The following is a 12,207-nucleotide window of genomic DNA, read 5'->3' as shown; positions in this document are numbered from 1 at the left end:
TGCCCCGAGGCGCGGGGTCGCCTCAGTCCAGTTCGAGAACCACCTTGCCCACGGCCTCCCCGCTGCGCAGCCGATCGGCGGCCTCCGCGAACCCGTCCAGTCCGTGGCGCTCGATCTCCAGGGTCAGCGCCCCCGTCCGCAGATCCGCCAGCAGTGCCTCCGCGTCCGCCGCGACCTCCTTGCCCCGGGTCATCAGGTTCACCGGCAGCAGGGACACGTCGGCCAGGAGGAAGTCCGCGAGGTCGACGGTGAATTCGCGTCCGGCGGTGTAGCCGACGAGCGCGACCCGGCCGCGCGGGCGGACCAGCGGAAGGGCGTCTCGGAGCACCGGTCCGCCGACCGTGTCGATGACGACGTCGACCGGGCCGCCCACCGCCTCCGCGGACAGGTCGGCGGCCAGCAGGGACTTGGCGGGCGCGGGCACGTGGGCGAGCTTGGCCGGACGTCCGACCACGCCGACCACCTCGGCCCCGGCCCGCGCGGCGACCTGCACGGTCAGCGCCCCGACCGCGCCCGCCGCGCCCGTGACGAGCACCCGTTCCCCGGGCTGTACGTGCGCGACCGCGTGCACGGCCGCCCACGCCGTGCCCGCCGGTGAGAACCAACTGCACGCCAGGGCGGGGTCCGTACCCTCCGCCACGACCTCCACGGCGGCGTCCGGCACCAGTGCGTGGTCCGCCCAGCAGCCGTCCCGGCGCATACCGAGACCCTTGCCGCCGAGCCGGACGAGGGCGCCCTCGGGGTGGGTGTCGGAGGCGAGGACGACCCCGCATCCGGTGGTGCCCGGTACGGCGGGCAGGTCGGGCAGGATCCCGAACCTGCCGTCCACGACGTTGAGATCGAGGTGGCCCACCTGGGCCGCCCGCATCCGTACCAGGGTGTGGCCGGGCCGGGGCTCCGGCACCGGGCGCTCCACCAGACGGGGCAGTGAGCCGAAGCTCTCCAGGACCAGGGCGCGGGACAGGGCGGTCGTCACAAGCTCACTCCGTATCGACGCGGGACGCGACGCCCCGCGGGGCGCGGCCGGATCCGGTGCGGCCCGGCGATCCACGCACGGTAGAACGGCGGGCCGTCCCGGCGCAGCGACGCGGGTCCGCTGAACGGGACGCGAGGGCACGGTCTGCTCAGTGGACCGGGTCCCTTGGGCGGATCCCGCCGCCCGCCGCATGCTCGGCTCACAGCTCACCCGGCAGCAGGAGGACGCCCACGATGACGGTCGACGACACTCCCGACTCTCAGCCACCGGTCCGGAGCCGCCGCAGACCAGCGGGTGAGCCCGGCCGCCAGGACTGGAAGTCGTGGCCCCACTACGACGCGGCGGGCTCGGGCTTCCGCGGCTACTGGTACCCGGTCACCTGGTCCAGCCAGATCACCGGCGATCCGCTCCCGTTCACGATCTGCGGCGAGAAGATCACCCTGATCCGGGACAACGGCACGGCGTACGCGCTGCACAACCGCTGCCCGCACCGCGGTGTCCCGCTCTCGGAGGGCAACCAGCAGTTCCCCGGCACGGTCAGCTGCCCGTACCACGGCTGGACCTTCGACCTGCCCACCGGCAAGCTCGCCGCGGTCATCACCGACGGGCCCGGCTGCCGGCTGACCGGCAAGGTCTCGGTGCGGACGTACCCGGTCGAGGAGCGGCTCGGCATGGTGTGGGTGTACATCCCCCTCGCCGACGAGGAACCGCACTCCATCGACTCGCAGCTGCCCGAGGAGCTGGTCTCCAACGCCTTCGTGATGGGCGGCCGGATCGACCCGCGCAGCGGCAACTGGCGCTTCGCCTGCGAGAACGGCTTCGACGAGGGACACGCCAAGTACCTGCACCGCACGGCACTTTGGCGCCTGTTCAAGCCGATGCCGACCTGGAACATCACCCGGATCGTGCCCAAGGGCCGCTGGATCTTCCGGGTGCAGGACGAGGTGTACTGGGAGGCGGACTTCCCCGGTGTCGGCCGCTGGACCAACAAACGCTGGTGGAAGGCCCAGCCGCCGAAGGAAACCTTCAACATCGGCAACACGGGCAAGCCCGACAAGGTGAACGAGACGATCGAGGCCCAGGAGTTCCCCGGCTTCGCGTCCCTGTCGATGCCGGGCGTGCTGCGCATCGCGTACCCGAACTTCATCCACTACGAGTTCTACGTCCCCGTCGACCAGGACAACCACCGCTATGTCGGCGTGATGGTCAACTTCACCGAGGGCTGGGAGACGCTGCGTTTCTACGCCAAGTACCTCGGTGCGATCCGCTGGTTGTTCCACGGCCAGTTCTCCGGCCAGGACGCCTGGATGGTCGACATCACCGACGCTCCCCCGGAGAAGCTCTACCGCCCCGACATCTCGCTGACCGCCTGGCGGAACCTCAGCGAGGAGGAGTACGGCAAGAAGCTCGCCGGTACGGGCACCGAAGGGAAGGAGGCCTGACCATGGGCCGCACACTGCTCACCCTGCTCATCGGAGTGGGGATCGCGATCGGGCTGCCACTCGCGAAGAAGCGCTTCGAGCGTACGACGATGACTCAGGTACACAGGATCAACCAGTGAGCGCCGCGGGCGAGTTGGCCGGTCTGGACGACAGGCGGGCGGCCTGGACCGCCGACGCCTGGCGGCATGTCACCGCCGACCGGCTGCGCGACCTGATCACCGGGCTCGTCGACGTCCCGTCCCCGACCGGCGACGAGGGCCCGCTCGCCGCGCACATCGCCGACACCCTCACAACGGCGGGCTGTCCGGCCCGCGTTCAGCGGCTGGACGACCGGCAGGCCAACGCCTGGGCCCGGCTCTCCGGCGACGGCACCGGCCCCGACCTGATGCTCTACGCGCCGATCGACACCCTGACGGTGGGCGAGGAGAGCGAGGATCTCCCGTGGATCGGGCCGGAGTTGCGGGACGACATGCGTCCGCGCGCCACCGTCCACGACGATCTGGTCGTCGGCCTCGGCGCCTCCAACCCGAAGGGCCACGCGGCCTGCGTGATGATGGCCGCCGAGGCGATCGCGCTGGCCGGTGTCCCGCTCACCGGCGACCTGGTCGCGGCCTTCGGCGCCGGCGGCATGCCCACCAACGCCCGCCCCGGCTCAAGCCGCCTCAACACCGGCCAGGGCGCGGGCTGTTCGTTCCTCCTGGAGCAGGGCGTGTGGACCGACTACGCGGTCATCGCCAAGCCCGGCTGGACGGTGTCCTGGGACGAGGTCGGCCTCGTCTGGTTCGAGGTGACGGTCCACGGCACGCACACCTACGTCGGCTCCCGCCACCGCCTCCCCTACGACAACCCCGTCGCGCGCGCCGGAGAGGTGACCCGGCATCTGGAGGAGTGGTTCGTCGAGTACTCCGAACGGCACACCTCCGGCACGGTCGCACCGCAGGGCATCGTCTCCTCGATCCAAGGGGGTTGGCCCCGGATGGCGGCGGTGACACCGGCCTCCTGCACCCTCATGGTGGACCTGCGGATCGGCCCGGACACGACGCCGATGCAGGCCAAGCGGGAGTTCATGGCCGCCCTGGACAAGGTGCCGGCGGACGTCAGTGCCGACATGGTCCTGGCGATCCCCGGTACCCGAACCGACCCCGAGAGCTGGATCTGCCGCAGCGCGACGGCGAGTTGGGCCGCCTTCGAGGGGCGCGAGCACGAGGTGATCCGGGGCAACAGCGGGGCCACCGACGCCAACATCCTGCGCGGGCGCGGCATCCCGACCGTACGGGTCGGCATGCCGAAGGTCACGGACTCCCTCTTCGACATCGACTTCGCGCGGGGCATGAACACGGTCTCCGTGCGGGCCATGGAGAAGCTGACGCGCCATCTGATCCGTACGGCGGTCGACACGGTGACCCGGTCCCGCGCCGAGGTGGAAGGAAGAGCGGCATGACGGAGATCGTCCTGGGCGTGGGCGCCTCGCACAGCACGCTGATGAACACCCACTGGGAGGAGACCTTCCACAAGGACCGGGCGGAGCGGTTCCGCGACGCGCTGTCCGAGGCCCGGGAGGCGCTGCTCGCGGCTCGTCCCGACACGGTGATCCTGGTGGGTTCCAATCACTTCCGGGGTTTCTGGCTGGACCTGATCCCGAGCTTCACGATCGGCGTCGGCGAGTGCATTGCGAGCGGCGAGTCCGGCACCCCCAAGGGCCCGCAGCCGGTCGACGTCCCGCTCGCCCGGCACCTGGCCAACTCCCTTGTGGAGAGCGGCGGTTTCGATCCGGCGTTCTCGGCCAGACTCCAGATCGACCACGGCCAGTCGCACGCCGTCCAGTACCTCTTCGAGGGCCTGGACGTGGAGATCGTGCCGATCGTCGTGAACGTCTTCGCCCCGCCCCTGCCCACCCTCACCCGCTGCGAGGAACTGGGCCGCGCGATCCGGGCGGCCGTCCTCTCCTTCCCCGGCGACCGGCGGGTCGCGGTGGTCGGCTCGGGCGGGCTCTCGCACCGGCTGCCCTGGCCGGACTGGCGCGAACCGCACGGCGACGACGAGGAGTTCATGGTCGGCGCCTGGCTCAACGGCCGGGAGAACTGGCAGGACTACGACGTCCGGCGCCGCGAGATCATCCGCGCCGCCGAGGCCGCGCTCAACCCGGAGTTCGACGACGAGTTCCTGTCCCTCGTCGAGCGGGGCGAGATCAGCCGCATCACCGCATACAGCACCGAGGAGTTGGAGAAGGTCGCCGGCAACGGGGCGCAGGAGCTGCGTACCTGGCTGCTGATGTCGGCCGTGCTCGACCACGTGCCCGGCCGCCGGCTGGCGTACGAACCGATGCCCGAGTGGCTCACCGGGATGGGCGTAGCCGTCCTCGACCCCCAACAGGCCCCCACCGAAAGGCAGTAAGGCAGTCATGAGCATCTGGACCGAACTCTCGGGCATCGACTACCGGCACGCGTACGTCGAGACCGGCGATGTCACCACCCGCGCCCTCCAGGCAGGCCCCGAGGACGGCGAGCACGTCGTGTTCCTGCACGGCACGACCGGTCACCTGGAGGCCTTCGTCCGCAACATCCCGGCGCACGCCCAGGCCGGCTACCGCTGCCACGCCATCGACATGCTCGGCCACGGCTACACCGGCAAGCCGGACCGCCCGGGCGAGATCCCCGCGTACGTCGACCACCTCATGGCCTATCTCGACGCGGTCGGTGCCGAGCGCGCGCACCTGGTCGGCGAGTCGCTGGGCGGCTGGGTCGGATCGTGGGCCGCGAGCGAGTACCCGGACCGGGTCGCCTCCCTCCAGCTCCTGTGCATGGGCGGCACGAAGATCAACCCGGCGGTGATGGAGCGCCTGAAGACCTCCACCCGCGCCGCGGCCATGGAGCCGGACATCTCCTACACCCGCGACCGGCTGGCCCTGCTGTGGGCGGAGTGGGACGAGGACCTGGGCGAGGAGCTGACCCAGGTGCGCTACGAGATCTACCACCACCCCGACTTCCAGCGGAACCTGCACAACCTGCTCGCCCTCCAGGAGGTCGAGGCCCGGGAGCGGAATCTGCTGCGCCCCGACCGTATGGCGCGGATCAAGGCCCCGACGCTGGTGGTGTGGGGCAACAAGAACCCGCTCGGGGACGTTCCGGAGGCCGAGGCGATCGCCGACGCGATCCCCGGGTCACGGTTGGAGGTCTTCACGGAATGCGGACATTGGCCGCAACATGAGAAGGCTTCGCTGTACAACCCGCTGAGTCTCGCGTTCCTCGCCGAGTCGTCGTCCAGTCACTGATCGTGAGATTCCAGCCGTAACCCCTGATCGTGAGGTGTCCGCCATGACCGTCGTCCCGATCGCCCGCGCCGTGGCCCCCGCTCCCCCGCCTCCCGCGACCGGACCGGCCCTCGGGCCGGACTCGATGAACTCGGTCCTCGGCAAGGTGCGCCCCATCCTGGAGGCGTTCACCGTCGACGACGAGTCGCTCTCCCTGGCGGATCTCGTGCGCCGTACGGGTGTCGCGAAGGCCACCGTGCACCGGCTCTGCCAGGAGCTGGTGGTGTGGGGGCTGCTGGAGCGGGCGGGGTGCGACTACCGGCTCGGGCTCAGGCTCTTCGAGATCGGGCAGCGGGTGCACCGGCAGCGGATCCTGCGCGAGGTGGCCCAGCCGTACATGGAGGATCTGCTGCTGGCCACCCAGGAGACCATCCACTTCGCGATCCACGACGGCCTCGACGTCGTCTATCTGGAGAAGATCCTGCCGCACCGGGGCCTGAGCGAGGAGTCCCGGGTGGCGGGGCGGCTGCCGCTCTACTGCACGGCCACGGGGAAGGCGATCCTGGCCTTCTCCCCCGCCGCCCTGTTCGGCGAGGTGGTCAGGAACGGGCTGAAACCGTTCACCCGGCACACCATCACCTCTCCGGGACGGCTGCGCGCCCAGGTGGAGCGGATCCGGGAGGAGCGCCTCGCGACCGAGGCCGAGGAGGTCAGGCTCGGCTACATGAGCATGGCGGTGCCGGTCTTCGGGCGGCAGAACACGCTCGCCGGCGCCCTGTCGATCACCGCGCCGACCTACCGGGTGGACGCCGCCGCGCACGCGAGCGCGCTGCGCACCGCGGGGCTCGGCATCGGCCGGGCGCTGCGGTCGGCCCTGTGAGCGCCCTGGACGAGGTGCTGGCCCGGGCCCGGAGTCTGGTCGGCCGCTGGGAGGACGAGGACTGCGGCACGGTGACCGTCAAGGACTTCTGCCGGTACGCCGCCGCGCTCAACGACGCCGACTACGTCCGCCGGGCCCGCGAGCAGGACGCGGCGGGCGCTCCGGTCGAGGCTCCGGCCCTGTTCCTCGCGGCCACCATGAGCTGGGAGGACGGGCCGCCGGAAAGGGAGTTGCGGCCCGACGGGCTCGCCGCCCGCGAGTCGCCGTGCACCCAGGGCCTGCCGGTCCGCCAGGTGCACGGCGGGCAGAGCGTCCGGCTGCTGCGGGCCCCGGTCGCGGGCAGCCGGGTCACCGCGTCCCGCGCGGTCACCTCCGTCGAGCGCAAAGAGGGCCGCTCAGGCCCGTTCGTCCTGCTGGGCCTGACCACCCGCTTCACGACGGCGGACGGCACCGAACTGACCACTGTGGACGAGACGATCGTCGTCCAGGAGGCCCTCGATCCCGCAGGAGCCGTATGAACACGCCGGTGGCCGGGGCCAGTTGCCCGCCGCAGCGGTACACGCACAGCACGGTCCAGCTCTTCCGCTTCAGCGCCGTGTCCTGGAACTCCCACCGCATCCACTACGACTCCGCCTTCGCCGCCTCGGAGGGCTTCGAGGACGTGGTCGTCCAGTCCACCCTGCACGGCGAGACCCTCACCCGGTACGCGCTGGCGTGGGCCGGGCCGAACTCCCGTCTGGAGACGGTGAGTTGGCGCAACCGTACGACCGCCGTGGCCGGTGAGCCCCTCACCTGGACCGCGACCGTGCGCGCGGTGGAGGGCGCCCGGGTGTCCCTGGACGTGGCCGTCGTCAAGGCCGACGGCACGCCCTGCGTGACCGGAAGCGTCCAACTCGCCCTCGTCTGAGGGCCGTCCCGGCAGCCGGACCGGTTCCGTTGGGCGCGGAGCGGTCCGTTCCTACGCTCCTGAACCATGAGCGTTCACCTTGCCGAGCCGGTCGAGACACCGGTGATCGAGACCGACATCCTGATCATCGGCGCCGGCCCTTCCGGCCTCTACGGCGCCTACTACGCGGGCTTCCGCGGACTGCGCGTCACGGTCCTGGACGTCCTGCCCCAGTGCGGCGGCCAGATCAGCGCCATGTACCCGGAGAAGCCCATCTTCGACATCGCCGGGTTCCCCTCCGTGCGCGGTCGCGACCTGGTCGACAGCCTGGTCGCGCAGGCCGCGCCGTACGACGTCCGCTACCTCCTGGGGGAGCGGGCCGAGGACCTGGCCCACGACCGTGACGGTCACCCGCTCGTCCGTACCGACCGGGGAACCGTCGTACGGGCGGGGGCGGTGGTGATCACGGGCGGGGTCGGGACGTTCACGCCCAGGCCGCTGCCGGCCGGCGAGGGGTATCTCGGGCGCGGGCAGGTGTACTTCGTGCCCAGCCCGGCCGACCACGCCGACCATGACGTGGTCGTGGTCGGCGGCGGGGACAGCGCCTTCGACTGGGCGGCGCTGCTCGCCCCGATCGCCCGGTCCGTCACCCTCGTCCACCGCAACGCCCGTTTCCGGGCGCACGCGGCGAGCGTGGAGAAGGTGCGCGCGCTCGGCATCGAGATCATCACCGACTCCGAAGTGAGCGCGCTGCACGGGGAGTTGGGCGTTGAGCGGGTCGAGGTGCGGCACCGGGTCGAGAAGACGACCCGGGTGCTGCCCGCCCGGACCGTCGTCGCCGCCCTCGGTTTCCTCGCCGACCTCGGACCGCTCCAGACCTGGGGGCTGGAGCTCCAGGCCCGGCGGATCGTCGTGGACACCCGCATGGCCACCAACCTCCCCCGCGTGTTCGCCGCCGGCGACATCACCGACTACCCGGGCAAGGTCCGGCTGATCTCGGTGGGCTTCGGCGAGGCCGCCACCGCCGTGAACAACGCGGCCACCGTCATCGACCCGGAGGCAGCGCTGTTCCCCGGGCATTCCACCGAGAAGGAGAGCTAGTCATGGCCTACGTCATCGGATCGGCCTGCGTCGACATCATGGACCGGTCCTGCATGGAGGAGTGCCCGGTCGACTGCATCTACGAGGGCGAGCGCAAGCTCTACATCAACCCCGTCGAGTGCATCGACTGCGGCGCCTGCGAGACGGCCTGCCCCGAGCAGGCGATCACCGTCGACCGGCTCGCCGACCCGGAGCACCGCGCCGACAACCGCCGCTTCTTCGAGGAGCCCCTGTCCGGCCGTACGGCCCCGCTGGGCACTCCCGGCGGGGCGACCGCGCTGGGTCCGGTGGGCGCCGACACGGCGTTCGTGAGCGGTCTGTGAGCCGATGCGGGTGGCGCAAATCTGCGCTTCCAGGGGTGGCGCATTCCTGCGCGTCCCGCGTGAATTCCAAGCGAATGCTGCACCGCAACACGGCTACACCACAGCCGACCCACACTCCTCCTTACCAGTCCCACGGAGGGGAGTGAACACGGTCCCATGACGGAGCGAACAGTCCTGGCGGGAATGACGTTGGTCGACGGCACAGGAGGTGCCGCACGGACCGACATGGCCGTGGTGATCGACGGTGCCGTGATCACCGAGGTGGGTGCCGCGGAAACGGTGGCGACGCACCCGGCGGACACGGTGTACGACCTGCGGGGGATGACCCTGCTGCCCGGACTCATCGACTGCCATGTGCATCTGCGGTCCAACGCGGGCACCCGGCCGCAGGACGTGCAGTTGTGGAACATGCTGACCTCGACGGAGGAACAGACCCTGCATGCCGCGGCCAACGCCCGTGAGGCGCTGCGGTCGGGTTTCACCACGGTCCGGGACACCGCGGGCTCGCTGCCCGAGGTGGCCGTCAAGCACGTGATGGACGAGCACGTCCTCGACGGGGCGCGGGTCGTCGCCTCGGGGCTCGTGGGCATGACGGCGGGGCACGGCGACATGTTCTGCCCTGCCACGCTCGACGAGAAGCGGATGTGGCCGCCGGCCGACGGGGCGGACGAGTGCCGCAAGCGGGTCCGGCAGTACGCCCGGATGGGCGTGGACCTGATCAAGATCTGCACCAGCGGGGGCACGCTCTCCGTCGGCGACAAGACCGGGTGGCGCAACTACACGGACGCCGAGATCGACGCGATCGTCGACGAGGCGCACGCCCTGGACCTGCGGGTGGCGGCCCACGCGCACACGCGGGCCGGGATCACGGCGGCGCTGGTCGCCGGGGTGGACACCCTGGAGCACGGCTCCGACCTCGACGAGGACCTCGTGGAGCTGATGCTGGGGCAGGGCACGTTCCTGTGCCCGACCCTGTCGATCAGCGAGTTCATGACGGAGCACGGGTCCGAACGCGGCCTGGTCGCCGAGCAGTTGGACAAGGCGGAGCTGCTGCGCGAGCGCCGGCTGGCGTCGGTGCGCCGGGCCCACCGGGCCGGAGTGCGGATCATCGCGGGCAGCGACTCCTCCAACACGATGCGTTTCGGGAACCACGCCCGCGAACTGGAGCTGCTGCACGAGCAGATCGGCATGACTCCGGCCGAGGTCCTGGTCGCGGCGACCTCCGCCGCGGCCGAGGCCCTCGGGATCGGTGCCAGGACGGGGACGGTCGCGCCCGGCAGATGGGCGGACCTGCTGCTGGTGGACGGCGACCCGCTCGCCGACCTGAGTGTGCTCGCCGACCGGCGGCGGCTGCGCGCGGTGTTCCGCGAGGGCCGGGTGTTCGACCCGAACGCGGCCGGGGCCGTGCCCGGCGCGCTGGCCTCGCGACACCGCACGTCCGATCCGGACCGCCCGACGACAGCCCGGGCGTCGGCACCCGCCGTCGCGATCTAGGAGAGATCCAGTGCTGCGCTACCTCTCGATCCGTCTGGTCCGCTCGCTCGCGGTGGTCCTCTGCCTCAGCGCCATCGTGTTCGCCCTGGCGCACCTGGTCCCCGGTGACCCGGCGGCCCTGATCGCCGGCGAGAACTCGACTCCCCAGCTGCGCGCCCAGATCACCCACCAGCTGGGGCTCGACCAGCCGGTGTGGTCGCAGTACCTGAGCTGGATCGGGCACGCCGTCCGTGGCGACCTCGGTTCGTCGCTGCTGGACGGGCAGAGCGTCGGCGCCCAGGTCGCCGCCCGGCTCCCGGTGAGCCTGGAACTCGCCGTCTACGCGGCGGTGATCGCGGTCCTGTGGGGTATTCCGGCGGGCATCTGGTCGGCCATGTACCAGGGGCGCGCGAGGGACCGGGTGGTCAACAGCGCCGCGTTCCTCGGGCTCGCCGTCCCGCCGTTCGTGGTCGGCACGGTCATGGTCCTGCTGTTCAGCACGCTGGCACCGGCCTGGCCGCTGTTCTCCTTCGTGCCGTTCTCGCAGGATCCGCTGCTCAACCTCCAGGTGCTGCTGCTCCCCGCGGTCGCCCTGGGCATCCCGTTCGGCGCGACCCTCTGCCGCTACATGCGGGCCGCGATCCTCGACGTCGAGGGCCAGGACTTCATGCGGACGGCGGCGGCGAAGGGCGCGGGGCGACGGCGGCTGATGCTGCGGCACGCGCTGCGCAACGCGCTGGTGCCGGTGGTCACCGCGGGCGGGCTCCAGCTCGGGGTGCTGGTCGGCGGCACCGTGATCATCGAGCAGGTCTTCGCGCTCCCCGGCCTCGGTTCGCTGATCGTCAACTCCATCACCCAGCACGACTTCACGGTGATCCAGGGCGCGATCCTCGCCCTCGGCGCCTCCTATGTGCTGATCAACCTGGTGACCGACCTGGTCTATCCCCTCATCGACCCCCGAATCCGGACGACAGGAGCACGCCGTGACGGTTGAATCCACCGCGCCCGCCGTCACCGTCCCCGCGGCGCGCCGGCGCAGGCCGCGCCTCGGCTGGAACGCGACGCTGACCACGGGTGTCTGCGTCCTCGGCGGGATGGTGCTGCTGTCCCTGGCCATCGGCGTCCTGGGCCGCTACGCGGCGACCGACGTCAGCGACTCGCTGCTCACCGGCCCCTCGGGCAGCCACTGGCTGGGCACCGACAACCTCGGCCGTGACCTGTTCACCCGCACGTTCGGCGCGGCCCGGCAGTCCCTGCTGGTGGCCTTCGGCGCGACCACGCTCGCCGCGCTGATCGGCATCCCCATCGGGCTCGTCGCCGGATACAACGCCCGCCGGCTGGACGCGGTCCTGATGGCGGCGATGGACACCGCGATGTCCATTCCCTCCGTCCTGCTGGCACTTGTGCTGGTGTCGGTCTTCACCCCGGGCATGTGGGTCCTCATCGCGGGCATGGGCCTGATCTTCGTCCCGTACTTCGCGCGGATCGTGCGGGCCCCGGCCCTCACCGTGCGCGAGCGGGACTTCGTCTCGGCGGCCCGGATCGCCGGGGTGCCGACCCCGGTGATCATCGTCCGGCATGTGCTGCCGAACGTGCTCTCCTCCGCGCTCGTCCAGTACGCGAACACGGCGGCGACCTGCGTCCTCGTCGAGGCGTCCCTGAGCTATCTGGGCCTCGGCATCCAGCCGCCGACGCCCAGTTGGGGCCGGATGATCTTCGAAGGCCAGCGCTACATGAAGGACGCGCCGCTGCTGGTGATCGTCCCCGGCGTCACCCTGGCCATCGCCACCGCGGCCTTCGGTCTGATCTCCGACGGCCTCCAGGAACAGCTCAACCCGCGCGGCAAGCGCCGTACGCCCTGAACGGGCCCCCGCAC

The 12,207-nt window shown here is 71.3% G+C and carries 13 protein-coding genes; 12 read left to right on the top strand and 1 reads right to left on the bottom strand.

The features are described 5' to 3' along the window. Positions 1–22: 22 nt before the first annotated feature. Positions 23–976, bottom strand: a complete 954-nt coding sequence (locus ACWIHT_RS36485; protein ID WP_456172662.1) for a quinone oxidoreductase family protein — start codon at positions 974–976, stop codon at positions 23–25. A 233-nt stretch (positions 977–1,209) separates the two neighbouring features. On the opposite strand from ACWIHT_RS36485, the gene ACWIHT_RS36480 reads away from it, so the two are divergent. The 12 genes from ACWIHT_RS36480 (at position 1,210) to ACWIHT_RS36425 (ending at position 12,193) form a co-directional block, all read left to right on the top strand. Then, entirely contained in the window at positions 1,210–2,418 is a 1,209-nt protein-coding gene (locus tag ACWIHT_RS36480; protein ID WP_456172660.1) for a Rieske 2Fe-2S domain-containing protein, read from the top strand. Between the two features lie 115 nt (positions 2,419–2,533). Beyond that, positions 2,534–3,859, top strand: a complete 1,326-nt coding sequence (locus tag ACWIHT_RS36475) for a M20 family metallopeptidase (protein WP_456172658.1) — start codon at positions 2,534–2,536, stop codon at positions 3,857–3,859. Continuing rightward, positions 3,856–4,812, top strand: coding sequence for a DODA-type extradiol aromatic ring-opening family dioxygenase (locus tag ACWIHT_RS36470; protein ID WP_456172657.1), 957 nt, complete (start codon positions 3,856–3,858; stop codon positions 4,810–4,812). Before ACWIHT_RS36475 ends, ACWIHT_RS36470 begins: the two co-directional genes overlap by 4 nt. A gap of 7 nt (positions 4,813–4,819) precedes the next feature. Then, positions 4,820–5,689, top strand: a complete 870-nt coding sequence (locus tag ACWIHT_RS36465; RefSeq protein WP_456172655.1) for an alpha/beta fold hydrolase — start codon at positions 4,820–4,822, stop codon at positions 5,687–5,689. A 43-nt stretch (positions 5,690–5,732) separates the two neighbouring features. Next, positions 5,733–6,548, top strand: a complete 816-nt coding sequence (locus ACWIHT_RS36460; protein ID WP_200716014.1) for an IclR family transcriptional regulator — start codon at positions 5,733–5,735, stop codon at positions 6,546–6,548. Next, entirely contained in the window at positions 6,545–7,066 is a 522-nt protein-coding gene (locus tag ACWIHT_RS36455) for an FAS1-like dehydratase domain-containing protein (protein ID WP_456172654.1), read from the top strand. The genes ACWIHT_RS36460 and ACWIHT_RS36455 overlap by 4 nt, the downstream gene beginning before the upstream one ends. Continuing rightward, complete coding sequence (locus ACWIHT_RS36450; RefSeq protein WP_456172653.1) at positions 7,063–7,455, top strand: acyl dehydratase; 393 nt, start codon at positions 7,063–7,065, stop codon at positions 7,453–7,455. The genes ACWIHT_RS36455 and ACWIHT_RS36450 overlap by 4 nt, the downstream gene beginning before the upstream one ends. A gap of 66 nt (positions 7,456–7,521) precedes the next feature. After that, positions 7,522–8,535: an NAD(P)/FAD-dependent oxidoreductase gene (locus tag ACWIHT_RS36445; protein ID WP_456172652.1), complete on the top strand. Its 1,014-nt coding sequence runs from the start codon at positions 7,522–7,524 to the stop codon at positions 8,533–8,535. A gap of 2 nt (positions 8,536–8,537) precedes the next feature. Then, entirely contained in the window at positions 8,538–8,858 is a 321-nt protein-coding gene (gene fdxA, locus ACWIHT_RS36440) for a ferredoxin (RefSeq protein WP_262058915.1), read from the top strand. 156 nt (positions 8,859–9,014) lie between these two features. Continuing rightward, on the top strand, positions 9,015–10,352 hold the full coding sequence (locus tag ACWIHT_RS36435; RefSeq protein WP_456172651.1) for an amidohydrolase family protein: 1,338 nt from the start codon (positions 9,015–9,017) through the stop codon (positions 10,350–10,352). Positions 10,353–10,362: 10 nt separating this feature from the next. Then, positions 10,363–11,325: an ABC transporter permease gene (locus tag ACWIHT_RS36430; RefSeq protein WP_456172650.1), complete on the top strand. Its 963-nt coding sequence runs from the start codon at positions 10,363–10,365 to the stop codon at positions 11,323–11,325. Further along, the gene (locus tag ACWIHT_RS36425; RefSeq protein ID WP_456172648.1) at positions 11,315–12,193 is read left to right on the top strand and encodes an ABC transporter permease; all 879 of its coding nucleotides are present in this window, start codon (positions 11,315–11,317) and stop codon (positions 12,191–12,193) included. The genes ACWIHT_RS36430 and ACWIHT_RS36425 overlap by 11 nt, the downstream gene beginning before the upstream one ends. Positions 12,194–12,207: the final 14 nt, after the last annotated feature.

The sequence above is a fragment of the Streptomyces sp. NPDC002276 genome (genome assembly GCF_053891435.1).
Note: the sequence above shows the minus strand (reverse complement) of the source record. Positions and strands in the feature narration are given on the sequence as shown.

What these genes read in the sequence shown, in the direction of transcription:
- ACWIHT_RS36470 (WP_456172657.1), top strand. Translation starts at nt 3,856, where the DNA reads ATGACGGAGATCGTCCTGGGCGTGGGCGCCTCGCACAGCACGCTGATG.
- fdxA (WP_262058915.1), top strand. Translation starts at nt 8,538, where the DNA reads ATGGCCTACGTCATCGGATCGGCCTGCGTCGACATCATGGACCGGTCC.
- ACWIHT_RS36480 (WP_456172660.1), top strand. Translation starts at nt 1,210, where the DNA reads ATGACGGTCGACGACACTCCCGACTCTCAGCCACCGGTCCGGAGCCGC.
- ACWIHT_RS36450 (WP_456172653.1), top strand. Translation starts at nt 7,063, where the DNA reads ATGAACACGCCGGTGGCCGGGGCCAGTTGCCCGCCGCAGCGGTACACG.
- ACWIHT_RS36445 (WP_456172652.1), top strand. Translation starts at nt 7,522, where the DNA reads ATGAGCGTTCACCTTGCCGAGCCGGTCGAGACACCGGTGATCGAGACC.
- ACWIHT_RS36435 (WP_456172651.1), top strand. Translation starts at nt 9,015, where the DNA reads ATGACGGAGCGAACAGTCCTGGCGGGAATGACGTTGGTCGACGGCACA.
- ACWIHT_RS36460 (WP_200716014.1), top strand. Translation starts at nt 5,733, where the DNA reads ATGACCGTCGTCCCGATCGCCCGCGCCGTGGCCCCCGCTCCCCCGCCT.
- ACWIHT_RS36465 (WP_456172655.1), top strand. Translation starts at nt 4,820, where the DNA reads ATGAGCATCTGGACCGAACTCTCGGGCATCGACTACCGGCACGCGTAC.